The organism is Nocardia sp. FDAARGOS_372, assembly GCF_002554515.1.
Taxonomy (GTDB): domain Bacteria; phylum Actinomycetota; class Actinomycetes; order Mycobacteriales; family Mycobacteriaceae; genus Nocardia; species Nocardia farcinica.
Window position 1 is genome coordinate 3,492,486 of record NZ_PDDW01000001.1, and the last position, 22,657, is coordinate 3,515,142.

The following is a 22,657-nucleotide window of genomic DNA, read 5'->3' on the forward strand; positions in this document are numbered from 1 at the left end:
CGGGCGGCGGGGGCGCGGCCGCCCGGCGCCGACCTCCGCTCAGGCGAACGGCCAGCGGGCCAGCCGATCGGCCGCGCGAGCCGCATACGGCCGCGCGCCCGACGTCCTGGCCCGCTGCTCGGCGGCACGCACTTCGTCGGCGGCGCCGGGCAGCCCGAGCAGGGCGCGCACGGTGCCGCGGTAGAGGCCCGACGGGCCGAGACAGACCAGGCCGGGCCACTGCACCAGCAGGGTGTCGGACCAGCCGCGGGTCAGTGGTTCGAGCGCGGCGGCGAACCCGGCCACCCGGGCGCGCTCGTCCGGCGCGCGCTGCCCGACCGCGAGCAGCGCCTCGGTCAACAGCGGCACCCGCACGGCCACGCGCGGGCCGTGCAGCCTGCCCGGCAACGCCAGGATCGATTCGACCGCCGCCAGCGCCCGGCGGTGGTCGCCGGCCTCGGCGGCGGCCAGCGCGACCACCAGCGCGAAATCCTCGTCGAAATCCTCGGCCATGCGGTCGACATCGGCCAGCACCTCGGCGAGCCTGCCGCGGTGCCACAGCTCGATCGAGCTGCTGGTCAGCATGGACGCCTCCGCCAGCAGCCGGGCGCGCTCGTCCACCGCGCCGAGATCGGCGGCGAAACGCGCCATCAGCGTGCGGGATTCGGCGTAGTCGCCGCGCAGGACGGCCAGCATCACCTGCCACCACAGCTGGGTGGCGGCCAGGTCGGTGCCGCCACCGTCGGCGAGCCGGGCGAACTCGGCCGAGAGCCGGCGCACCAGCCGCAGGTCACCGGATTCCAGCGCGCACACCCGCCGCAGATGCAGGGCGGTGGCGCGGGCCATCCGGTCGTGCCCGGCCAGGTCCTCTAGCTCCTCGGCGATCTTGCGCCGGTCGGCCACCGTCGCCGGGTCCCACAGGCAGAGGAATTCCGCGAGCAGCACCTGCGGCCACGACCTGCTGCCCGGCGCACTGCGGGCCCGCGCCTCGGCGAGCGCGTCGAGATCACCGTCGCTGCCGTGGATCGCGCGATCGGCGGCCTCGATCGCCTGCACCTGCGCGACGACATCGGTGTCGAGGTCGTGCCGGTGCGCCAGCACCTGCGCACGCAGCGACGACGAACCGGCCTGCACCACACCGTATCCGGAGAAGTACCCGCCGACACCGTGCGGCGCGGCCAGCAGCGCGGTGCGGGCCAGCGCGGGCCAGTCCGCGCGGTCGGCGCAGTGGCGGCCTGCGCGGTCGAAACAGGCGGCGGCCGCGTCGTAGTGGCCGAGCCGGTGGTGCGCCCGGCCTCGCAGCAGGTCCAGGTCGATGGCCAGGGCCACGTCGGCGGGGTCGGCGTGCCGGGCGCCGCGTTCGGCGAGATCGACGCATTCGCCCGGGGAGTCGCGGCGCAGGGCGTCGCGGGCCGCGTCGAGGCAGGCGCGGGCGGCGGCCGGGTCGCGTCCGCCGAGGGCGGCGGCACTGCGGTGCAGCGCCCGGGCCGACAACGCCTCCGGGCGCAACTCGGCCAGGACATCGGCGGCGCGCCCGTGCAGGTCGGCCCGGCGCCGGTCGCCGAGGGCGGCGAGCACGGCGGCGCGCAACAGGTCGTGGCCGAAGGTGACGTGGGCGTCGCGGACCACCGCGATGCGGGCGGCGACGAGCTCGGCCAAGTGTGCGTCGAAAAGGCCGCTGTCCGACTCTTTTCCGGCAGCGGCGAGCAGACCGAGCGGGGTGTCCGGGCCGAGGACGGCGAGCAGTTCGGCCAGTGCGCGGGCCTCGGGCGAGACGGTGCGCAGTTTGGCGGCGGCGATCTCGGCGGCGGCCGCGGCGTCGAGCGGACGGCCGGCCCGGACCAGGTCGCCGAGCTGGGCGGCGACGAAGGGACTGCCCGCGCTGAGCGCCACGATCCGGTCCCGGGCGGCGGGGTCGGTGGACCCGATGGCCGCGGTGACGAGATCGGCGACGGCCGCGTCCGGAAGCGGGCCGAGCTCGACGGTGACATGGGTTCCGGCCGACCGCAGCACTCGCAGCGCCGTCTCGACCTCGTCGGGGTAGGGCCCGGGGCGCAGGGTGAGCAGCAGCAGGACGGGGTGGGCGCGCAGGGTCCGCATGGCCGCCGCGATCAGCCGGAGCGAATCGGCGTCGGCCCACTGCAGATCGTCGACGACCGCGACCGCGCGGCCGGCCTCGCGCACCACCTCGGCGAACAGAGCGGCCAGGTCGCGGGCGGTCGGCGCGTCGGGGACCGCGTGCCCGGCGAGCGCCGCCTGATCGAGCCACGGCGTCAGCACCGGGACCGCGGGCGCACCGCGCACCCCCGCGGTGACGAAGGCGCGGTGGCCGTGCCTGCGCAGCGCATCCTCGACCAGGGCGGTCTTTCCGATGCCCGCCGGGCCGTGCACGGTCACGACGGTCAGCCCGTGCCGGGCGCGTTCGTCGGCGCGGTCGAGCAGGGCCGCCGCCTCGGCGCGGCCGACGAGCAGAGACGGCGCGGCGACGGGCGCGGCGGTCGCGGGCGCGCGGCGCAGTTGCTCCTCGACGCGCACCGTGGCGGGTTCGGGGTCGAGGCCGAGATCCTCCCGCAACCGACCGCGCAATCCGACCAGCACCTCCAGCGCCTCGGCGGTCCGGCCACAGCCGCGCAGCGCCAGGGCCAGCAGCCTGCCCAGCCCTTCGCGGTACGGATGGCGCCGATGCTCGTCGGTGAGCACCGTGACCGCGTGCCGCTCCCGGCCCAGCACCATCAGCCCTTCGGCGCACAGTTCCACCAGTTCCGCGCGCAGCTGCGTGAGCCGGGCCCGCTCGGGGGCCAACTCGGCGATGTCGGCGACGTCGGCCAGCGGTTCACCGCGCCACAGCGCCAACGCCCGCTCCAGCAGCGCGACGGTGCGCGCGACGTCGCCGTCGGCGTGGGCGGCCCTGGCGTCCCTGGTCAGCACGTCGAGCAGGTCGAGGTCGGTACCGGAACCGTCGCAGCGCAACACGTAGCCGTTCGGGCCGGTCTCGATCCGCACGTCCGGCAGCGGCCGCAGCGCGCGGCGCAGCCGCGCCACATAGCCCTGGAGGGTGACCAGCGCGCTGGCGGGCGGGTGACCGCGCCAGAGGAGTTCGCACAGGTGGTCGGCGCTGCGGGTGGTGCGTTCGGCGGCGAGGATCACCAGCAGGTCGGCGTGCTTGCGCGCGGGCACGGGTATCGGGGTGCCGTCCGGACCGCGTACCTCGAGCGGTCCGAGCACCGCGATGGTGGGTCGGTCGCCGGACCCGCCGCGCACCAGCGTCACACCAGCGCCCTCGTCGACGCTGACCTCATGACACACACTCGAGCACTCCTGCCAACCCCGGCCGCCGCCCCGACCGTCGCCGCCGGCCCCTCTCGCGAGACTGTACTGCGCCTGTGCGGTGCGGCGCTGGCCATCGGCGGTGTCCTGTGCATCGCCGGCGGCACCCTGCACCCCATCGTCGACGGCAAGGGCCATTCGGTCGAAGCCCTCACCAGCCCCGGCACCCCGATCGCGCAGAGCCTGCTCGCGCTCGGCACGGTGGGCCTGATCCTCGGCCTGCCCGGCATGTACGCATGGATGCGGCCGCGCCTCGGCACCGCCGGGTTCGTCGGCATCGTGCTGTACCTGCTCGGCAATGTCACCACGGCCGCGGGGCACCTGGCGATCGAACTGTTCGTCGCGCACCCGCTGGCCGAAGACCCCGCCACCGCGCACCTGATCGCCGACAACGACAACATGGTCGACACCACCGCGTTTCTCGTCTTCAACCAGGGCGGCGGCCTGGTCATGCTGCTCGGCATGGCGCTGTTGGGCGTGAGCATGCTGCGCAACCACACGGTGCCCCGCTGGATCGCGGTGCTGACCCTGATCGGCATGGTCGCCTTCTTCCTGCCCATGCCCGCGGTGCAGCATCTCACCGGCTTCGTCTGGGAATCCCCGCGCGGCATCGCCGTCGCCGCCATCGGCCTGCTGATGCTGCGGCACCCGGCCGGGCTCCCCCGCCGGCGGGAGTCCGCGTGATCGGTCGCCGGCCGTGTCGGCCGGACCTACCGCAGGATCATCAGCGCCGATTTCTCGATGCGGTCGGCGATCTGGGAGTAGGAGCCGTAGCCCATCCCCGCGCGGACGAGGGCGCCCGCGTAGAGCAGTTCGAGGGATTCGACGACGTCGGGGTCCGGATCGGGGCCGAGGGCGCGCAGGATGCGTTTGCGGATCTCGGCGCCGATCCGGTCGCGCAGGTGGGCGACGTCGGGGTCGCGGCCGAGCAGGGCGCTGGTGACCGCCCCCGAGAGTTCCTGTTCGTCGGCGACGAGCAGGGCGATGTTGCGCAACTCGGCGATCACCCGCGCCACCGGGTCGTCGGAGTCGCTGGCCGGGGAGGGCGAGGCCACCAGCCTGCGCCAGAAGATCTCCGCGACCAGATGTTCCTTGGAGGAGAAATAGGTGTAGGCGGTCGCGGTGCCCACCCCGGCCGCCGCGGCGACCAGCCGGATCGTCATCCCCGCGAATCCCTCGCGGGACAGCACCTCCACCGCCGCCCTGGTCAGCTTGTCGACGGTATCGGCCTGCTTGCCGCTGAGCCGCCGCCTGGTCGCCTCGACCGCCCTGGATTCTCCTTCGGACATGTGTCCAGACAGTATCAGGCGGTGATCAATTCTTGGCGGCGGCGACACCCGCTCGGCGGCCGTAGAAGCTGCCGTCGCCCAGGGAAGCACCGCTGACGTAGCCGCCCGCGGCCAGACCGGAGGTGCAGCGGCCCGCGGCGAACAGACCGGGGATCGGCTCGCCGGACACGTGCAGGACCCGCGAGTCCAGGTCGGTGCGCAGGCCGCCGAGGGTGAAGCCCGCGGTGAAGTTGCGCATGTCGAAGCCGGCGAGCGGACCGCGCAGCGGACGCACCCACTGCGGCTTCTTGCCGAGCAACGGGTCGGCGCCGTCGGCGGCGTGCCGGTTGTAGGTGTCGACGGTGGCTTGCAGCGCGCCCGCGGGCAGGCCCATCTCCGCCTCCAGCTCCTCGACCGATTCGGCGGCCCAGGTCGGCGGCTGCCGGAAGAACGGCGTCGCGGTGACGGTGCCCAGCGCTTCCTCGTAGGACTGCTCGTCGATCACCAGGAAGGCCTGGTTGTCCTGTTGGATCAGGGTGGCCTGGCCGATCCGGCCCGGGTAGGTGTCCTCGGGGATGTAGCGCTGGCCGCGGCCGTTGACGAGGATGCCGCGGGCCAGCAGCTGCGGGTCGGCGAAGAAGGCGACCTCGGTGGCGTCCATGTGGGCGAGGTCGGCGCCGAGCGCCTGGGCGATGCGGATGCCGATACCGTCGTGTTCCTCGATGGCGGCGGCCGGGCGCCCGATCAGCCGCGGCGCGAACCCCTCGACCATCGCGTCGGCGTAGGCGAAGCTGCCGGTCGCCAGCACGACCCCGCGCTCGGCGCGCACGAAGATCTCGGAGCCGAACTGCGTGGCGGCGATGCCGACGACCCGGCCGTCGTCGTCGACGATCAGCCGGCGGATCCTGGTGTCGTAGCGCACCTGCACGCCGAGCGATTCCGCGGTGTCGGCCAAGGGCTTCATCAGCATGTATCCGCCGCCGCGCTGGCCGATCCGCTTGTCGGAGTACTGCGGCACATGCCCACGCGGCGCGGGCGGCACGAGGGTGTTGAACGGCGCGGCGTTCTCACCGCCGGAATACATCAGCCCCTCGTCGTGCGGCGGCTCCCAGCCCGGCTCGCCCCAGAACTCGGCCTTGAACGGCACCCCGCACGACACCAGCCAGTTGTAGTGCTCCACCGAACCGCGGCAGTAGTCGGCGATCTTGGCCTTGTCCACCCCGGGACCGAGGGCGGCCACCAGGAACTTCTCCATGTTCTCCGGGGTGTCCTCGAAGCCGAGCTCCTGCTGCAACGGGGTGCCGCCGCCGAGATAGACGAAGCCGCCCGCCATCGCGGCCGCACCACCCCAGCCGCCGGTCCGCTCGAGGATCAGCACGCTCGCCCCGGCGCGCGCGGCCTCGATGGCGGCGCACACTCCCGCGATGCCGTATCCGGCGATCACGACGTCGGCGGTGGCGCCCCACTCGGTGACCTCGGCGGCACGCAGCGGACGAATGGACTTGGCATCGGGCATGGTTGCTTCCTCGGGGTCGTCGTGAATCGGTCAGCTCTGCGCCGCGGTCGCGGCCTTGCGCCAGCGCGCGACCACGCCGCCGATGCGCATGTCGAGCTTGGTGCCGCGCGGCCAGCCGGTGTAGTGGCACAGGAAGATCGCGATCTCGTGCAGCTGCGCTTCGGTGAGTTCGCCCGCCTCGAGCGCGGCGCGCATCTGCTCGGCGGCGTCGTCGATGCGGTCGAGCTGGGTGAAGGCGCCGAGCAGCAGCAGCCGGCGATCGCGCGCGCTCAGTTCGTCGACGTCGTTGTCGCTCACGGTGTCCGCCTTTCCGCGACGGCGCCGGGGCCGACGCCGAGTCCCGCGCCCAGGTCGCGCAGGGCGAGCCGGGCCAGCGGCAGGTCCAATCCCAGCCGCTCGCCGAGTCCCAGCGCCAATCCCAGATCTTTCTCCCCCAGGTCCCGCACGTGGGCCAGAATCGGCGACCAGAAATCGCCGTCCGCGATCGGCCCGGTGCGCTCGCGCAACATGATCGCGCCCGGCCCGCCGGTCACCGCGTCGGAGTGCCGTACCACCTTGCCGAGCGCGGTGATGTCGAGTCCGGCCGCTTCGGCCAGCCGCTGCGCCTCGGTGGCGGCGGTGAAGGCGACGAAGTGCAGCAGGTTGCGCGCCAGCTTCATCCGCGTGCCCGCACCCACCGGTCCGGCGTGCACGACCAGGTCGGCGAAGCAGCCGAACGGCTCGCGGACCCGCTCGAACGCCGTCTCGGTGCCACCGACCATCACCGCGAGCCTGCCGCTGTTCGCCCCCGGCGCCCCGCCGCTGACCGGCGCGTCGACCAAGGCCACCGCGCGCTCGGCACACACGGCCGCCAGGTCCTCGGCGGTGCTGTCGGCGATCGTGGCATGCACGGCGATCACCGTGCCGGGCCGCGCCGTGCTGAGCACCCCGTCCGGACCGGTGACGACCGCGCGTACCTGGGCGTCGTCGAGCACCGCGACCGAGACGATCTCGGCGCGCTCGGCCACCGCGGCCGCCGAATCCGCCGCCTCGGCGCCGGCGTCGGTGAACGGCGCCACCGCCTCGGCGCGCGTGTCGCAGACGGTGAGCCCGCCCGGCCAGGCCAGCAGCCGCTGCGCCATGGGCGCGCCCATGTTGCCCAATCCGATGAATCCGACCCGGATGTCGCTCATGACCGGATGATCTGTCCGCCGTCGATGTTGAAGATCTGCCCGGTCACCCACGATGCCTCGTCGGAGAGCAGGTAGAGGCAGGCCCCGACGAGGTCCTGCGGCGTGCCCATCCGCTTGAGCGGCAGCCGCTTCACCATGTCGGCCACGATGCTGCCGGGGGTGACGGTCTTGGTGGCGTCGGTGTCGATGGGCCCGGGCGCGATGGCGTTGACGCGGATGTTGCTGCCGCCGAGTTCGACCGCGAGTTGCTGGGTGAGGCTGTTGAGGCCCGCCTTGGCCACACCGTAGAACCCGGAGTAGACCCAGGCCGCGGTGGAGGACTGGTTCACGATCGAGCCGCCCGACCGCTGCATGTGCGGGTACACCGCCCGGGTCACGTTGAGTGCGCCGTCCATGTTCACCGACATGAACTTCTTGTAGTAGTCCCAGGGCACGGTGATGAGCAGGTCCAGCTTCATGTCGCCGTAGATGGCGGCGTTGTTGACCAGGTGGTCGATACGGCCGAAGCGCTGCATCGTGGTCTCGGCCAGCGCGGTGGCGGAATCGGGATCGGCGACGTCGACCTCGCAGAACACCGCGCTGCCGCCGGAGGCGGTGATCTCGGCGGCGACGGTCTTGCCCGCGTCGATGTTGCGGTCGGCCACGACCACGTCGGCGCCCTCGGCGGCGAGCGCGGCGGCATAGGCCGCGCCGATCCCCTGCGCGGCGCCGGTGACGACGGCGGTTCGGTCGGTGAAACGCCCCATGGTGGGCTCCTCGGAAGTCGTTGGGTGGGAAGGGTTCAGACCGCGGTGGCGATCAGCTTGGTCTCCAGGTATTCCTCGAAGCCCGCAGTGCCCATCTCGCGGCCGATGCCGGACTGCTTGTAGCCGCCGAACGGCACGTCGGCGCTGTACCAGATGCCGCCGTTGACGCCGAGCGTGCCGGTGCGGACCCGCTCGGCCACGGCGGTGATCCGCGCGGGATCGGTGCCGTAGATGGAACCGGACAGGCCGTAGGGCGAGTCGTTGGCGATGGCGACGGCCTCGTCGTCGCCCTCGTAGCCGATCACCACCAGCACCGGGCCGAAGATCTCCTCGCGCGCCACGGTGGCGGTGTTGTCCAGTCCGGCGATCAGGGTGGGTTCGACGTAGTAGCCGCGCTCGCGCTCGGCGGGCCTGCCGCCGCCGACCACGATCCGGCCGCCCTCGGCGCGGGCGATGTCGATGTAGTGCAGCACCCGGTTGCGCTGGCGCGCGGAGATCAGCGGGCCGCACACGGTGCGAGGGTCCGCGGGGTCACCGGGCCGGATGCCGCCCATCGTGGCGGCGGCCAGCTGCACCGCCTCGTCGTAGCGGGCGCGCGGCACCAGCAGTCTGGTGCTCAGCGCACAGCCCTGGCCCGCGTGCACGCACACCGAGAACGCCGCCATCGAGACCGCCGCCGCCAGGTCGGCGTCGTCGAGCACGATGAACGCCGACTTGCCGCCCAGCTCGAGGAAGGTCTTCTTGACGGTGGCGGCCGCCGTGGCCATGACCGTGCGACCGGTGGCGGTGGAACCGGTGAAGCTGACCATGTCGACCCGCGGGTCCGCGCACAGCTGGCTGCCCAGCTGATGATCGGCGGAGGTGACGATGTTGACCACGCCGGGCGGGATGTCGGTCTCCTCGGCGATGATCGGGCCGAGCACGCCCGCGCACCAGGGGGTGTCGGGCGCGGGTTTGAGCACCACGGTGTTGCCCGCGGCCAGTGCCGGGCCCAGCTTGGCGAAGGTGATCTGGTGCGGGAAGTTCCACGGCGTGATCGCCCCGACCACGCCGACCGCCTCGCGCCGCACCCGACGGTGGGTCGGGATGCCCATCGGGCTGGCGGTGCCGAGGTCGGTCTCCCACGCGTAGGAGGCGGCCAGGCCGGTGGGAAAGGCCAGGTCGGCGACCGGCCCCTCCAACTGGGGTCCGCTGGTGAGCATCACCGGCGCCCCCGCCTCCGCCACGGTGACCGCACGCACCTGTTCGACCCGCTGCTGCAGTGCGGTGCGCAACTGCTCGAGGCAGCGCACCCGGAACGCGTGATCGCGCGACCAGCTGGTCCGGTCGAACGCGGTCCTGGCCGCCTCGATGGCGGCGTCCATGTCCGCGCCCGAGCCGTTGGCCGCGGTACCGATCGCCTCCTCGGTCGCGGGGTTCACCGTCGCGAACTCGCCCGCACCGCCGGGCAGGAGTTTGCCGTCGATGAACAGGCGCGTGCCGTCGGTGGGCAGAAGTCCGCTCATGGTCGCTCCGTTGCTGTCTGGACAGGTGTACGGAATATAGTCCAGGTGGTTACGCCGTCGCAAGAACATGTTTCACTATTGCCGCCTTCCGCGCAGGACAGCTGTGCGATGATCGCGGTGAAATCGGTTGCCATACGCCGCCGTCCCGGTCACCGGACGGGCGCGCACGACGACGACCGAACGGCCGGTGACCAGCTTGCGAGCACCCCACCTCCGGAGAGAGCCGATGACCACCACCGAGTCCACCGCCACGCTGCCGCCGCGGATCACCCCCGCACTGCTCACCCGCCTCACCGCGCGTGTGTGCGCGGGCGACGGCGCCGACGCCCGTGCACCGTTCCAGCTGATCGAGGTCTACACCGGCGCGCGGGTCGGCGAGCTGCCGCAGTCGCGGCCCGCCGACGTCGCCGCCGCCTTCGCCACCGCCCGCGCCGCGCAACGGGACTGGGCCGTCACCCCGCTGCGCCGGCGCCTCGCGGTGTTCGCCCGCGCGCACGAACTCATCCTCACCGAACGCGAGACCATCGCCGACCTCATCCAGATCGGCTGCGGCAAGACCCGCCGCATGGCGTTCGAGGAATCCTGCGACGTGCCGATGGTGATCAGCCACTACCTCAGGACCGCGCGCCGGGTGCTGAAACCGCGCAGGCACGGCGGGCCGATGCCGCTGCTGAGCACCTCGATCGAAGAACACCGGCCCAAGGGCGTGGTCGGGGTGATCTCGCCGTGGAACTTCCCGTTCGCCCTCGCGCTCTCCGACGCCGTCGCCGCGCTGGTGGCGGGCAACGGGATCGTGCTCAAACCCGACAACAAGACCGCACTGTGCGCGCTGTTCGGCGTCGAGCTGCTGCACCGGGCCGGGCTGCCGGAGGGGTTGTTCCAGGTGGTGTGCGGCGAGGGTCCCGACATCGGCGGCGACCTGATCGACCACAGCGATTTCGTCATGTTCACCGGGTCCACCGCCACCGGCAGGGTGGTCGGCGAGCGCGCAGGCCGCAACCTCATCGGGTGCAGCCTGGAACTCGGCGGCAAGAACCCGATGCTGGTACTCGACGACGCCGATCTGGACGCGGTGCTGCCCAGCGCGCTGTTCGCGGTGTTCGCCAACTCCGGCCAGGCCTGCATGCACATCGAACGGATCTACGTGCACGAGCGGCTGCACAACGAATTCCTGCGCCGCTTCACCGAGGCCGCCGCGGAGTTGGGCGCCAAGGCGGGCGCGCGCTACGACTACACACCGGAATTCGGTTCGCTGGTCTCCCCGGAGCACCTGGCCAGGGTCGCCGCGCACGTGGACGAGGCCCGCGCCCAGGGCGCCACCGTGCACACCGGCGGACGGGCCCGCCCCGACCTCGGCCCGGCCTTCTACGAACCGACCGTGCTCACCGGCGTCACGCCGGACATGGCGATCGCGCGCAGCGAGACCTTCGGGCCGGTCGTCAGCGTCTACCGGTTCTCGACCGAGCAGGAGGCCGTCGCGGCGGCCAACGACACCGACTACGGACTCAACGCCAGCGTGTGGAGCCGCGACCGGGCCAGGGCGCTGCGCATCGCCGAGCGGCTGGCCGCGGGCAACATCAACGTCAACGACGGCTTCGTCACCAGCTACGCGGCCAAGGCCACGCCCTCGGGCGGGGTCAAACAGTCCGGCATCGGCGCCCGCCACGGCGACCAGGGCCTGCTGAAGTACACCGACACCGTCAACGTCGGTGTGCTGAAGAGCCAGGTGATGACCGCGCGGGCGCAGCTGCCCTACCCGAAACAGATCGCCTCCACGCTGACCAGCCTGCGGCTCATGCGCCGCACCCGGCTGCGCTGATCCGGTACCGTGGCCGAAATGAGCATTCGCGACATCCCGCTGCGTACCCTCTCCGGCGCGGACACCACCCTGGCCGAGCTGGTCGGCGACAAGGCGGTGCTGCTGGTCAACGTCGCCTCGAAATGCGGTCTGACGCCGCAGTATTCCGGCCTGGTCGAGCTGCACCGCAGCTACGGCGAGCGCGGTTTCAGCGTGGTCGGCGTGCCGTGCAACCAGTTCATGGGCCAGGAGCCGGGCACGGCCGAGGAGATCGAGCAGTTCTGCTCGACCACCTACGGGGTGGACTTCCCGCTGCTGGAGAAGACCGAGGTCAACGGCGAGAACCGGCACCCGCTCTACGCGGAGCTGACCCAGGTCGCCGACGCCGAGGGCACCGCGGGCGACATCCAGTGGAACTTCGAGAAGTTCCTCATCGACCGCGACGGCAAGGTGGCGGGCCGGTTCCGGCCGCGCACCGAACCGCAGGACCCGGCGCTCGTCGCGGCCCTCGAAGGGGTGTTGTAGCCGATCAGCTCAACGGTGCGGCATGCCACCAGGCCAGGAATTCCTCCCTGGTGGCGATGAATCCGACGCTGTAGAGCAGAAAGCGCGCACGCTTGTCGTCGCCGGTGAACTGGGTGACCATGCGCGGGCGCAGGCTCGACGGGGAATCGTCGAGCAGATAGTTGGTGTAGACGGCCTTGTCGCCGTGCCGGGCGGTGGACCTGGTGTGCGCGGGTAGCGTCGCCAGGACCGCCGTCGCGGCCTCGGCGTCGTCGTAGACGAACAGCTCGTAGTTGGCCTTGTTGCCGTCGCTGCCGCCGAAGCAGTACCAGTAGGCGCGGAAGGCGCCGAAATCCGGTGCGGTGGAGTCCATCGCGTTCGAGGCCCCGGCGCCGCGGGAGAAACACGTGGTGCCGTTGTGGCCGGGACCGACATGCATGAGGGCGCGCTTGTCCACCTCGGGCGTCATGCCGGGGAACGCCTTGGTCACCGCGGCCAGATCCGCGGCGTGGGGCTCGTCGTCCTCGTCGTCCTTGCCCGGGGCCGGACCGGGCATCGCGGTGCTCGGCAGCACGGGCGCGGTGGTCTGGCGCGCCTGCGGCACACCGGCATCGGAACCACGGTCGATGGCGACGACCACGGCGGCCACGAGCACCAGCGCCACGACCGCGATCCCCAGCAGCGCGGCGACGGGCGCGCGGGAGCGCCCCGACCCGGGCGGAACATAGACGACCGGTGGGACGTCCGACGGCGCCGGTCCGTGCGGCCCGCCCCGGAAGGCCGCGGCGCTCGGCTGGGCGAGCGGCGTCGCGGCGGGCGGGGTGGCCGGCTGCGGCCGACCCGGGAGCAGGGCGCGCCAGGCGGCGTCGACGAACTCCAGGCAGGTGGCGAAGCGGTCCCGGGGGTCCTTGGCGAGAGCGCGCGCCAGCACCGCGTCGATGGCGGCGGGCAGGCCGGGGCGGAGTTCGGCGGCGGCGGGCGGCGGCCGGTGCAGGTGCCCGCCGATGACGGCGACCGGGTTGTCGGCGGCGAACGGGACGGTGCCGGTCAACAGGCGGAACAGGGTGCAGGCCAGCGAGTACTGGTCGCTGCGGTGGTCGAGCGGCGCGCCGGAGAGCTGTTCGGGCGAAGCGAAGGCCAGGGTGGCGGTGAAGGTGCCGGTCCGGGTGAGGTGGCCGGTGTCGTCGCGCAGCCGGGCGATGCCGAAATCGGTGAGATACACCCGCTCCCCCACCCCGGGTTCGGCCCGTTCGAGCAGGATGTTCGCGGGTTTCACATCCCGGTGCAGCACCCCGCGGGCGTGCGCGAAGTCCAGCGCCTTGGCGGTCTCCCCGACGATCTGCACCGCGCGCCACGGCGGCAGCGTCGCCACGTCCAGCGCGGCCGCGTCGGTGCCGTCGATGTAGCGCATGGAGATCCACAGCTGCTCGTCCTCGACCCCGCGATCGAACACGGTGACGATGTTCGGGTGATCGAGCTGGGCGACCAGATCGGCCTCCCGCTCGAACCTCGCCCGGATCTCGGTGTCGTGGAACAACTCCCGGTTCAACAGCTTCAACGCCGTCCACCGGGGCAGGCGCGGGTGGCGCGCCAGGTACACCGATCCCATGCCACCGCGGCCGAGCAGCCGCTCGATGGTGTACCCGGCGAAGACCGATCCCTGCTCGAGCATCGGTCAGTTCAGCGGGGCCGACCGCCACCAGCGCAGCACCTCGTCGATGGTGCCGACGATGCCGTCGGTGTACATCAGGAACTGCGCGCGGTCGGGCTCCCCGGTGAAGACGGTGACCATCTTCGGGCCGTTGTCGTCGAACTTGTAGTTCGTGTAGGTCTTGCCGCCGTTGGTGTCGGTGGACTTCTGCGCGTCGGCGGGCAGGTTGTTCAGCGCCGCCTGCGCGTCGGCCGCGGACTTGTAGACGTAGATCGTGAAGAACGGGTCCTCGTTGTTGCCGCCGCCGAAGCAGTCCCACTGATAGGCCCAGGCACCGAAATCCGGCGTGCCCTCGGTCGGCACCGACGGCCGGTCCGGGGAGTACGCGCCGCAGGTGGCGCCGTTGTAGCCGGTGTCGCCATCGGCCTCGGCGGGCACCATCCGCGGGAACTCGTTGCTGATCGCGGCGGCGTCGGCGGCGACCGGACGCACGGTGGTGCTGACGCTGGTACCGGTGTCGGAGGCGCTGGTGTCGTCACCGGCGAGCGCGCCGATGATGCCGAGGGTCACCAGGATCAGCACGACCACGCCGATCGCGAGCGCCACGATCAGGCCGGTGTTGGACTTGCCCGGGGGACGCCCGGCCGCGGTGGCGCCGGCGAACCCGTAGGAACCCGGCGGGGTGTACTGGGGGGCACCGTGCCGGGGCATGGCGGAGGTGCCGTGGCCGCCGGTCATCGGGTGCTGGCCGCTGGTCGGCTGGCCGTGGTTCACCGGATACGGCGCGCCGGTCATCGGACCGGCGGTCATCGGAGCGCCCGTCATCGGACCGGCGACCTGGTGCGGGCCGGAGGAGACCGGGATGGGCGGGCCGGTCACCGGCCGCCCGCCCGCCAGCGGCATCGACGGCGAACTCTGCCCGCTCAGCGCGGCCTGCGCGGCGGCGGCGAACTCCGAGCAGGAATCGAAGCGGTCCTCCGGGCGCTTGGCCATCGCCTTGGCCAGCACGCCGTCCAGGGCGTACGGCAGGCCCGGCCGCGCGCTGCTCAGCGCGGGCGGCGGCGCCTGGAGATGGCCCTGGATCACCTGCGCCGGATTGGTGGCCGCGAACGGTCCGCTGCCGGTGAACAGCCAGAACAGCGAGCACGCCAGCGAGTACTGGTCGCTGCGGTGATCCAGGCTCGCGCCGGTGAGCTGTTCGGGCGAGGCGTAGGCGAGCGTGGCGGTGAAGGTGCCGGTCTGGGTGAGGTGGCCGGTGTCGTCCCGCAGCCGGGCGATGCCGAAGTCGGTGAGATACACCCGTTCACCGCGGCCGCCGGTGGAGCGGGCGAGCAGGATGTTGGCCGGTTTCACGTCGCGGTGCAGCACACCCATGCTGTGCGCGTAATCCAGCGCGTCGGCGGTCTCCTTGACGATCTGCACCGCGCGGGCGGGCGGCAGCGTCTGCGGGTCGACCGAGGCGGCGTCCACACCGTCGATGTACTGCATGGAGATCCACAGCTGCTCGTCCTCGAGACCGCGGTCGTAGACGGTGACGATGTTGGGGTGGTCGAGCCGGGCGACCAGATCCGCCTCCCGTTCGAATCGCGCCCGCACCTCCTTGTCGTTGAACATCTCCCGGTTCAACAGCTTCAGTGCCGTCATCCGCGGCAGCCGCGGATGTTTCGCCAGGTACACCGAACCCATGCCACCGCGGCCGAGTTGCCGCTCGATGACATAGCCGGCGAAAACCTCACCGCTGGCCAGCATGTCTGCTCCAATTCCCGCCCAGCCCGGGACCCACCGGGAGGCGTACGAAAACATCGAAACCATAGCAGTCGTCGGGCGCCGGCTCGGCCGCTCGACGGGCGAGGTCGGGACAGGCACGGCGGTGTGCGCGAGCTAGGGCGGCGGGCGCGGATCACCGGTGGCCGGACCGGTCGCGCCGCCGGTGGCCGGGGCGGGCGGACGGCCGCGCCGGACCCGATCCGGCAACGCGATGACGATCGGCCGCGGGGAGCGCCCCGAGGACCGGGCCGCCGCCCCGGCCGCCGTGGCCGGGCGCGCGGTGGGCGGATGACCCGGGCGCGACAGGTCGACGGACCCGGTCGACGGACCGGGCTGGACCCGATGCTCCGACCCCGACAGCGGCGACCGCCCCGGCACCGGACCCGGTGCGTGCACCGTGGGATGGGGTGCGGAGGAGTATCCGGGGTGCGCGACACTCGGGCCCGGCCCGGGATCACCACCCGCACCGGCGGGCTGTCCCGGCGGCTGCGGACCCGCGGGCTGCCCGGGCAGCGGTGGCAGACCTGTCGGCTGCGAACCCGCGAAACCCCCCGGTGGCTGTCCATGACCCGTCGGCGGCGAACCCACGGCGTACCCGGGCGGCTGGGCCTGGCCCGGCTGCGCGCTCCCGGTGTATCCGCCCGGCGCCGGGGCGGTCGGCGGCGTACCCGGCGCATGGCCGTGTCCCGGCGGCGGGTAGCCGGTCGGCTGCCGGCCCTGGCCGTAGCCGGGCGGTGTCGGCTGGTGGATCGGGTACGGGCCGTACCCGGTGGCCGCGGGCCGGCGCGGATAGGGGCCCCCGGTGCCCGGGGGCGGGACGGCACCGGGCGGCAGGTGCGGCGGGCGGCCTGCCGGGTGGGGAGCTGTCGGGCGCGGCGGAACGGAATAGGCCGGGCCCGCGGCGGGCCCGGAGAGGTAGGGCGCCTGCGGGATCGGCGGACCGGCGGGTCGCTGCGCCACGGCCAGGGCGTGGCGGGCGGCCCCGGCGAATTCGGCGCAGGAGGCGAAGCGGTCCGCCGGGCGTTTGGCCATGGCGCGGGCCAGCACGGCGTCGAGCGCGGGCGGCAGGGCGGGGTTCAGCGCGCGGGCCGAGGGCGGCGGACCGAACAGGTGGCCGTTGAGCACCACGGCGGGGTTGGCGCCGGGGAACGGGACGCTGCCGGTGAGCAGCCAGAACAGCGTGCAGGCCAGCGAGTACTGGTCGGCGCGGTGGTCGAGGGTGTGCCCGCTCAGCTGTTCGGGCGCGGCGTAGGCCAGCGTCGCGGTGATGGTGTCACCGGAGGCGAGCGTGGTGTCGGCGTCGCGCACCCCGGCGATGCCGAAGTCGGTGAGCAGCACCCGCTCCGGCTGGCCGATGGGCGCCTTGGCCAGCAGGATGTTGGCCGGTTTGACGTCGCGGTGCAGCACCCCGTTGGCGTGCGCGAAATCCAGCGCGGCGGCCACCTCACCGATGATCTGCACCGCCCGCCCCGGCGCCAGCACGTCGATGTCGGCGGCGGCGGCATCGGAGCCGGGCACGAACTGCATGGAGATCCACAGCTGTTCGTCCTCGGCGCCGCGGTCGTAGACGGTGACGATGTTCGGATGGTCGAGCTGGGCGACCAGATCGGCCTCGCGCTCGAACCGCCCCCGGATCTCGGCGTCGGTGTAGAGCTCGCGCGCCAGCAGTTTCAGCGCCGTGAGCCGCGGCAACCGCGGATGCCTGGCCAGATACACCGTGCCCATGCCACCCTGCCCCAGCACGCGCTTGATCTCGTACCCGGCAAAGGTGTCGCCCGTACGCAACACAGTGGAATTCACCCCCCGTCGAGGTCGAAGCACGCGATCCTACCGATGTATCTCGCCGGAGCGCGCGGGTGCAACAGTCCCTCGAATTGTCGGCCATCGCGGGCCGCGGCGCGCCGGGTCCGGGACGATCGGCACCGCGACCGGGCTGTCGGTGCGAGTCGTTACGCTGACCGCATGCGCATTGGAGCACACGTCCGGCTCGACAGCGATCCCATCGGCTTCGGCGAGAAACTCGGCGCCGACGTCATCCAGATGTTCGTCGTCGACCCGCAGAGCTGGGACAAACCCGTGCCGCACCCGCGGACCGAGGAGATCCTGGCCAGCCCGATCGATGTGGTGGTGCACTCCTCGTATCAGATCAACGTCGCCAGCCTGAACAACCGGCTGCGGATGCCCTCGCGCAACGCCGTGGCCCAGCAGGCGAAAGCGGCGGCCGACCTCGGCGCCTTCGGATTGGTGGTGCACGGCGGGCACGTGCGCTCCGACGCCGAGATCGAGACCGGTATCGACAACTGGCGCAAGCTGTTCCAGCGCCAGGAGGACAAGGGCGGCTTCGCGGTGCCGATCCTCATCGAGAACACCGCGGGCGGCAACCACGCGATGGCCAGGCACTTCGACATGATCGGCCGCCTGTGGGACGCGGTCGGCGAGTACGGCGCCGGCTTCTGCCTGGACACCTGCCACGCCTGGGCGGGCGGTGAGGACCTGGTCGGGGTGGTCGAGCGGATCAAGGGCATCACCGGCCGCATCGATCTGGTGCACCTGAACTCCTCGCGCGACGAGTTCAACTCCGGCGCCGACCGGCACGCCAACTTCGCCGACGGCACCATCGACCCGCAGTTGCTGGCCGAGGTGTGCCGCACCGCGGGCGCGCCGGTGGTGCTGGAGACCCCCGCCGAAGGGGTCGCCGACGACCTGGCCTACCTGCGCGAGCACGTCGGGTGAGACGCCCGGCACCCCGGCCGTCGCGGGCGGCGCGCGGGCGATGGTCCACACTGGTGGCCATGAGAAGACAGCCCGGCCGGGCGGCGGCACGATGAGGCGGCGGCGCAAGGAACGGCGGCGGCCGAGCGGGCGCGACCGGTGGGAGCTGCGCGCGCCGGGCCACGTCCGCCCGACCGTGCACCCCAATCCCGCGGGTGCGAATCAGAAGTCCTGGGCCGGGGTCATGTGCGTCCCGCCGCAGGCCAGGGAGGAGCAGGGGCGATGAGCGGCCAGGCGGTGCTGCGCGATGTGACGCTGCGCGACGGACTGCAGCTCACCGGCAAACCGCTGCCGACGGCCCGCAAGATCGAGATCGTGCGCGCCCTGCTCGCCCTCGGCGTGCCGGAACTCGAGATCGGCTCGATGGCCCGGCCCGACCTGGTGCCCCCGATGGCCGACACCCTCGACCTGGTCGCGGCGCTGACCCCGGCGGAGCTGGCCCGCTGCTGGGTCTGGGTCGCGACCCCGCGGCACGTCGAGAAGGCCGCCGCCGCGGGCGTGCGCAACTTCCAGTACTGCTTCTCGGTGTCGGACGCGCACAACCGGGCCAACATCGGCCGCGACACCGAGACCAGCGTGGCCGCCATGCCCGACGCGCTGCGGCTGGCCGAACGGGTGGGCGGTCGCGTCCAGCTGTGCCTGGCCACCAGCTTCACCTGCCCGTTCGACGGCGACATCGACCCGGAGCGGGTGCTGGCCATCGCCGCCGACCCGCGCACCGACGGCGCGACCGACATCGTGCTCGCCGACACGCTCGGCCAGGCCCATCCCGCGCAGGTCCGCTCGCTGGTCACCGCGGTACGCGAGCACTCCCCGGCCCGCCGCATCGTCTTCCACGGGCACGACACCTGGGGAATGGGCGTGGCGAACACGCTGGCCGCGATCGAGGCGGGCGCGACGATGGTGGACGGCTCGCTCGGCGGCCTCGGTGGCTGCCCCTTCGCCCCCGGCGCGAGCGGCAACACCTCCACCGAGGACATCTTGTTCGCCACCCGGCCCGGTTGGCTCACCCCGGCCGCGCTGGCGGAGCTTGTCGACCTCGCCGGTGGCCTGCTGACCGACCTGGACGAGCCGAACCGCTCCCGCACCGCCGAGGGCGCGCGCACCGAATCCACCCCGTTCGCCTGGACCACCCGCGTCGCGACAGGCCGGCCGGTTCAGTCGAACACGTAGGTGGCGAAGTCCCGCACCGGGAGGTACCCCACCCGCGGATAGATCCGGTTCGGCACCGGGTCGTCGAGGTCGGTGAACAGGCAGACCCCGCTTCCGCGCTCGGCCAGCAGCACCGAGACGTGCGCGGTGAGCGCCGCGGCATAGCCGTGCCCGCGGGCGTGCGGCGGGGTGTAGACGGGCGCGATGCGCGACCAGCCGTCGGTGGGCGCCTGATGGGCGACCAGCGCGACCCGCTCGCCGTCGTGCTCCCACAGCCACCAGCGCCCCGACCCGATCCGCGCTGCCAGTTCCGCGCGGTCCGGCAACGGCCCCGACATGCCGACCTCGGTCCGGAACGCCGCGAGCCACTCCGCGCACAACGCCACGTCGGCCGGTCCCGCGCGCCGTGGCGCACCGGGGACACCGACCGGTCGGCGCGGTGCGCCCAGCCGGTACAGGCGCAACCGCCGCTCCAGGCGATACCCGCCCCCGCACACCCCGACCCAGTGCCGGGCGAAGGCGAGCGCGTCCTCGGCGGCGCCTTCGACACCGTCGTTGTCCGGCACGGCGGCGAGCACGGCCTCGGCGACGGGTCCGATCGCCACGGACGGCATGGCACCGAGGTAGGCGTGGTAGCCCGGGGTGTGCATCGCGACCCCGACGACGGTGCCGTCGTCGGCACGCACCGTGAGGAACAGCGGGCCCGGCCGGCCAGGAGCGGCCCCGGCCGCGGCGGCAGTGCCGATCACGGTGTGCCGCAGCGGATCCTCGGCCAGCAGCGGACCCGCGGCGGCCCGGAACGCGGTGGCGTCGGCGGTCGTCTCGATGCGCACGCCGCCAGGCTAATCGGCGGATGCCGCTGGGACATCGGCTTTTTCGCCGCTGACCCGCTCAGGCGGTGTGGGATGCGCCCGAGCGGGGCGGCCTACGTGGTGACGCTGCGCTACCGCCTCCGGCCGCTGACCCGCTCAGGCGGTGCCCGATTTCGCCTGAGCGGGGCGGCCTACGTGGTGACGCTGCGCTACCGCCTCCGGCCGCTGACCCGCTCAGGCGGTGTCCGATTTCGCCTGAGCGGGGCGGCCTACGTGGTGACGCTGCGCTACCGCCTCCGGCCGCTGACCCGCTCAGGCGGTGTCCGATTTCGCCTGAGCGGGGCGGCCTACGTGGTGACGCTGCGCTACCGCCTCCGGCCGCTGACCCGCTCAGGCGGTTTCGGCGGCGATCGCGCGGTCGGCGCGGATCTTGAGCAGGACGAGCCCGGCCGTGCAGGCCAGGATCAGCCCGGCGACGGTGATCTCGACGTGCAGGCTCGCGATGCCGAGGACCGCGCCGACCAGGCCGCCCAGGAAGAACAGCCAGGCCAAGGTTTTCGACACGATCGTGGATGTCGCGCGGGCGGGTCGGCCGGCGGATTCCGGTGCGTGGGTCACGGGTTCCTGCGTCGGTGCGGGCGCAGGGGTCTCGGCGACCGGATCTGCGGCGGACAACCGAGATGCCGAGTAAGCTCCCATCATCAACTCCTCGATGACGCCGTGCGGGTAGTGCCTGTCGCGCATGGGGCTCAGCGCGCCTTCGTCCAAGTTCTGGCGTCTCACGCGTAACTTCGATCACTCACGCTACGACCACGTGGCGTCGCCCACCACGACACGTGCCCGCGACACGCCGACGAAATCATTCCGTGATGTGGAGTGTCAACATTTCAAAATTGCTGTTCGCGGGCCGTTCCGCCGCCTCCCGCGTGGCTTCCATGGCGGACCTGCATTACTGTGAGGCACTCGAGAGACGCACGAGGAGTAAGCCCCGATGGAGAGCAGCAGGACCAAGCTCGCCGGTCCGGCCATCGCCGTAGGCGCGGTCTCCCTGGGTCTGATCGTCATCGGGTCCTGCGGCATCGGCAGGCAGGACACCTACGTGCCGCCGCCCCCGCTCAAGGAGGGTCCGGCGGCCGCCGCGGTGGTGCACGACGGTTCCAGCGTCACGGCCTCGCCCGTGCTCATCCCCCCGTCCCCCACCTGGCAGGTCGCGCCGAACGGGCCGCCGCGCAGGCCACCCGGCTACCGCACGATGACGACGACGCCCGAGGACGACACCGCGACCGGCTACACCCGGCCGCCGCGCACCACCACCGAGCGCCCGGACGCACCACCCGTGGATCAGGACGAACCACCGACCACCACCCGCACCAGAACCCTGTCGGCCACGCCGACGACCACCGCCGAGGACGAGGAGGAGACGACGACCAGGCGGCCCGTCGTCACCCGCACCGAACCGGTCACCCGCACCGAATCACCCGACGAGACCGAGTGACCGGACACGCGACGGGCGGCGGCACGCTCGCGCGCACCGCCGCCCGGATCGCCCGCCGCTAGAGCTCGACCAGGTCGTATCCGCTGGTCGCCGTCCGCAGCACGGTCAGATGCTCGAGCTCGCCGCCGAGCGTGCGACCGATCGCGGTGAGCCGGGCGACGTAGTGGCCGACCGGGTACTCGGCGGTGACGCCGATACCGCCGTGCATCTGGATCGCCTCCTGCCCGACGTGGCGGGCGGCCTTGGCCACCTGGAGCCGGGCGCGGGAGATGATCACCGGGTCGACCACCCCGTCGGCGACCGCCGCGGTGAGGTACAGGCTCATGCTGCGCGCCAGCTCCAGCGAGACGTACATGTTCGCCGCCCGCTGGGTCAGGGTCTGGAACTTCGACAGCGTGACGCCGAACTGCTTACGGGTGCCGAGGTATTCGGTGGTCAGCCGCAGCGCCTCCGCCATCGCGCCGACCGATTCGGCACACAACCCCGCGTGCGCGTACCCCAGCGCCTCGCGGATCGCGGCGGCCGCGTCGGCGCCCGGCTCGCCGAGCAGTTCGGCGGGCGCGGACGCGAATTCGAACTGCGCGCCGCGACGGCTGTCGACGGTGCGGTAGGCCGTCCTGGTGACGCCCGCGCCGTCGGGCGCGACGAGGAACAGACCGACGCCGCCGCCGGGCAGCACCGCGCTGACGATCACGCGATCGGCGCAATCACCGTGCGGCACCGGGTTCTTCACGCCGGTCAGCGTGTAGCCGTCGCCGGACTGTTCGGCCCGGGTCGACAGGTCGGTGGCGGGCCAGCGCACCCCGGGCTCGTCGTGCGCGAAGGCCAGCAGCTGTTCCCCGCCCGCGACGGCGGGCAGGATCTGCGCGCGCTGGGCGTCGGTGCCGAGAGCCGCCACCAGGGTGCCGGGTACCACGACCGCGTCCAGCAGCGGCTCGGGCGCGAGCCTGCGCCCGATCTCCTCGAGCACCACCAGCGTCTCGACCGCGGTCGCGCCCGCGCCGCCGAACTCCTCGGCGAAACCGAGGCCGAGCACCCCGAGTTCGGCGAGCTGGCGCCACACGTCGCGGCTCCAGCCCAGCTCGGTGTCGGTCACCTTCAGCCGGGTCTCCGGGTCGTAGGTGCGGGCCAGCAGATCGCGCACGGTGTCGCGCAGCATGACCTGTTCATCGGTGAGATCGAAATCCATGACC

At 72.7% G+C, this 22,657-nt stretch carries 18 protein-coding genes and 1 pseudogene; 6 read left to right on the forward strand and 13 right to left on the reverse strand.

The window, feature by feature from the left end; all coding sequences use genetic code 11:
* Window positions 1-39: 39 nt before the first annotated feature.
* Complete coding sequence (locus CRM89_RS16715; protein ID WP_127516235.1) at window positions 40-3,285, reverse strand: BTAD domain-containing putative transcriptional regulator; 3,246 nt, start codon at window positions 3,283-3,285, stop codon at window positions 40-42.
* Between CRM89_RS16715 and CRM89_RS16720 the strand changes: the two genes are divergently transcribed.
* Entirely contained in the window at window positions 3,277-3,990 is a 714-nt protein-coding gene (locus CRM89_RS16720; RefSeq protein WP_060594559.1) for a hypothetical protein, read from the forward strand. The genes CRM89_RS16715 and CRM89_RS16720 overlap by 9 nt on opposite strands.
* A 26-nt stretch (window positions 3,991-4,016) precedes the next feature.
* On the opposite strand, the gene CRM89_RS16725 is transcribed toward CRM89_RS16720, so the two are convergent.
* The 6 genes and pseudogenes from CRM89_RS16725 to CRM89_RS16750 all read right to left on the reverse strand — a co-directional run bounded on the left by CRM89_RS16725 (window position 4,017) and on the right by CRM89_RS16750 (window position 9,513).
* Window positions 4,017-4,595, reverse strand: coding sequence for a TetR/AcrR family transcriptional regulator (locus tag CRM89_RS16725; protein WP_011211193.1), 579 nt, complete (start codon window positions 4,593-4,595; stop codon window positions 4,017-4,019).
* Between the two features lie 25 nt (window positions 4,596-4,620).
* A complete protein-coding gene (locus tag CRM89_RS16730; protein WP_098084907.1) occupies window positions 4,621-6,090 on the reverse strand; it encodes an FAD-dependent oxidoreductase in 1,470 nt (489 codons plus the stop codon).
* Between the two features lie 30 nt (window positions 6,091-6,120).
* Window positions 6,121-6,363: pseudogene (locus tag CRM89_RS16735) on the reverse strand (carboxymuconolactone decarboxylase family protein); the annotation flags it as partial.
* Window positions 6,364-6,383: 20 nt separating this feature from the next.
* Entirely contained in the window at window positions 6,384-7,262 is an 879-nt protein-coding gene (locus CRM89_RS16740; RefSeq protein ID WP_098084910.1) for an NAD(P)-dependent oxidoreductase, read from the reverse strand.
* The gene (locus tag CRM89_RS16745; protein ID WP_011211197.1) at window positions 7,259-8,008 is read right to left on the reverse strand and encodes an SDR family oxidoreductase; all 750 of its coding nucleotides are present in this window, start codon (window positions 8,006-8,008) and stop codon (window positions 7,259-7,261) included. Before CRM89_RS16745 ends, CRM89_RS16740 begins: the two co-directional genes overlap by 4 nt.
* 35 nt (window positions 8,009-8,043) lie before the next feature.
* Entirely contained in the window at window positions 8,044-9,513 is a 1,470-nt protein-coding gene (locus CRM89_RS16750; RefSeq protein ID WP_098084913.1) for an aldehyde dehydrogenase, read from the reverse strand.
* A gap of 226 nt (window positions 9,514-9,739) precedes the next feature.
* Between CRM89_RS16750 and CRM89_RS16755 the strand changes: the two genes are divergently transcribed.
* Together CRM89_RS16755 and CRM89_RS16760 are read left to right on the forward strand one after the other, a co-directional pair.
* Window positions 9,740-11,332, forward strand: coding sequence for a succinic semialdehyde dehydrogenase (locus CRM89_RS16755; protein ID WP_098084915.1), 1,593 nt, complete (start codon window positions 9,740-9,742; stop codon window positions 11,330-11,332).
* 18 nt (window positions 11,333-11,350) lie between these two features.
* On the forward strand, window positions 11,351-11,836 hold the full coding sequence (locus tag CRM89_RS16760) for a glutathione peroxidase (protein WP_041560383.1): 486 nt from the start codon (window positions 11,351-11,353) through the stop codon (window positions 11,834-11,836).
* Between the two features lie 4 nt (window positions 11,837-11,840).
* Here the strand turns inward: CRM89_RS16760 and CRM89_RS16765 are convergent, their stop codons facing one another.
* From CRM89_RS16765 to CRM89_RS16775, 3 genes are all read right to left on the reverse strand, one after another.
* On the reverse strand, window positions 11,841-13,487 hold the full coding sequence (locus CRM89_RS16765) for a serine/threonine-protein kinase (protein WP_098084917.1): 1,647 nt from the start codon (window positions 13,485-13,487) through the stop codon (window positions 11,841-11,843).
* Window positions 13,488-13,490: 3 nt separating this feature from the next.
* A complete protein-coding gene (locus CRM89_RS16770; protein WP_098084920.1) occupies window positions 13,491-15,215 on the reverse strand; it encodes a serine/threonine-protein kinase in 1,725 nt (574 codons plus the stop codon).
* Window positions 15,216-15,347: 132 nt separating this feature from the next.
* On the reverse strand, window positions 15,348-17,021 hold the full coding sequence (locus tag CRM89_RS16775) for a serine/threonine-protein kinase (protein ID WP_098084923.1): 1,674 nt from the start codon (window positions 17,019-17,021) through the stop codon (window positions 15,348-15,350).
* 174 nt (window positions 17,022-17,195) lie between these two features.
* Here CRM89_RS16775 and CRM89_RS16780 point away from each other — a divergent pair, with 174 nt between their 5' ends.
* Window positions 17,196-17,966: a deoxyribonuclease IV gene (locus CRM89_RS16780; protein WP_060594551.1), complete on the forward strand. Its 771-nt coding sequence runs from the start codon at window positions 17,196-17,198 to the stop codon at window positions 17,964-17,966.
* A gap of 261 nt (window positions 17,967-18,227) precedes the next feature.
* The gene (locus CRM89_RS16785) at window positions 18,228-19,178 is read left to right on the forward strand and encodes a hydroxymethylglutaryl-CoA lyase (protein ID WP_098084925.1); all 951 of its coding nucleotides are present in this window, start codon (window positions 18,228-18,230) and stop codon (window positions 19,176-19,178) included.
* On the opposite strand, the gene CRM89_RS16790 is transcribed toward CRM89_RS16785, so the two are convergent.
* Complete coding sequence (locus CRM89_RS16790) at window positions 19,163-19,990, reverse strand: GNAT family N-acetyltransferase (RefSeq protein ID WP_098084928.1); 828 nt, start codon at window positions 19,988-19,990, stop codon at window positions 19,163-19,165. The genes CRM89_RS16785 and CRM89_RS16790 overlap by 16 nt on opposite strands.
* A gap of 369 nt (window positions 19,991-20,359) precedes the next feature.
* Complete coding sequence (locus tag CRM89_RS31005) at window positions 20,360-20,533, reverse strand: hypothetical protein (protein WP_172964411.1); 174 nt, start codon at window positions 20,531-20,533, stop codon at window positions 20,360-20,362.
* 427 nt (window positions 20,534-20,960) lie between these two features.
* Here CRM89_RS31005 and CRM89_RS31010 point away from each other — a divergent pair, with 427 nt between their 5' ends.
* The gene (locus tag CRM89_RS31010; RefSeq protein ID WP_060594547.1) at window positions 20,961-21,464 is read left to right on the forward strand and encodes a hypothetical protein; all 504 of its coding nucleotides are present in this window, start codon (window positions 20,961-20,963) and stop codon (window positions 21,462-21,464) included.
* 58 nt (window positions 21,465-21,522) lie between these two features.
* Here CRM89_RS31010 and CRM89_RS16805 read toward each other — a convergent pair whose 3' ends face one another.
* The gene (locus tag CRM89_RS16805; RefSeq protein ID WP_098084934.1) at window positions 21,523-22,653 is read right to left on the reverse strand and encodes an acyl-CoA dehydrogenase family protein; all 1,131 of its coding nucleotides are present in this window, start codon (window positions 22,651-22,653) and stop codon (window positions 21,523-21,525) included.
* Between the last annotated feature and the right edge of the window lie 4 nt (window positions 22,654-22,657).

Coding starts and splice junctions, on each gene's coding strand:
- CRM89_RS16720 (WP_060594559.1), top strand. CDS start 3,277: ATGACACACACTCGAGCACTCCTGCCAACCCCGGCCGCCGCCCCGACC.
- CRM89_RS16725 (WP_011211193.1), bottom strand. CDS start 4,595: ATGTCCGAAGGAGAATCCAGGGCGGTCGAGGCGACCAGGCGGCGGCTC.
- CRM89_RS16730 (WP_098084907.1), bottom strand. CDS start 6,090: ATGCCCGATGCCAAGTCCATTCGTCCGCTGCGTGCCGCCGAGGTCACC.
- CRM89_RS16740 (WP_098084910.1), bottom strand. CDS start 7,262: ATGAGCGACATCCGGGTCGGATTCATCGGATTGGGCAACATGGGCGCG.
- CRM89_RS16745 (WP_011211197.1), bottom strand. CDS start 8,008: ATGGGGCGTTTCACCGACCGAACCGCCGTCGTCACCGGCGCCGCGCAG.
- CRM89_RS16750 (WP_098084913.1), bottom strand. CDS start 9,513: ATGAGCGGACTTCTGCCCACCGACGGCACGCGCCTGTTCATCGACGGC.
- CRM89_RS16755 (WP_098084915.1), top strand. CDS start 9,740: ATGACCACCACCGAGTCCACCGCCACGCTGCCGCCGCGGATCACCCCC.
- CRM89_RS16760 (WP_041560383.1), top strand. CDS start 11,351: ATGAGCATTCGCGACATCCCGCTGCGTACCCTCTCCGGCGCGGACACC.
- CRM89_RS16765 (WP_098084917.1), bottom strand. CDS start 13,487: ATGCTCGAGCAGGGATCGGTCTTCGCCGGGTACACCATCGAGCGGCTG.
- CRM89_RS16770 (WP_098084920.1), bottom strand. CDS start 15,215: ATGCTGGCCAGCGGTGAGGTTTTCGCCGGCTATGTCATCGAGCGGCAA.
- CRM89_RS16780 (WP_060594551.1), top strand. CDS start 17,196: ATGCGCATTGGAGCACACGTCCGGCTCGACAGCGATCCCATCGGCTTC.
- CRM89_RS16785 (WP_098084925.1), top strand. CDS start 18,228: ATGAGCGGCCAGGCGGTGCTGCGCGATGTGACGCTGCGCGACGGACTG.
- CRM89_RS31010 (WP_060594547.1), top strand. CDS start 20,961: ATGGAGAGCAGCAGGACCAAGCTCGCCGGTCCGGCCATCGCCGTAGGC.
- CRM89_RS16805 (WP_098084934.1), bottom strand. CDS start 22,653: ATGGATTTCGATCTCACCGATGAACAGGTCATGCTGCGCGACACCGTG.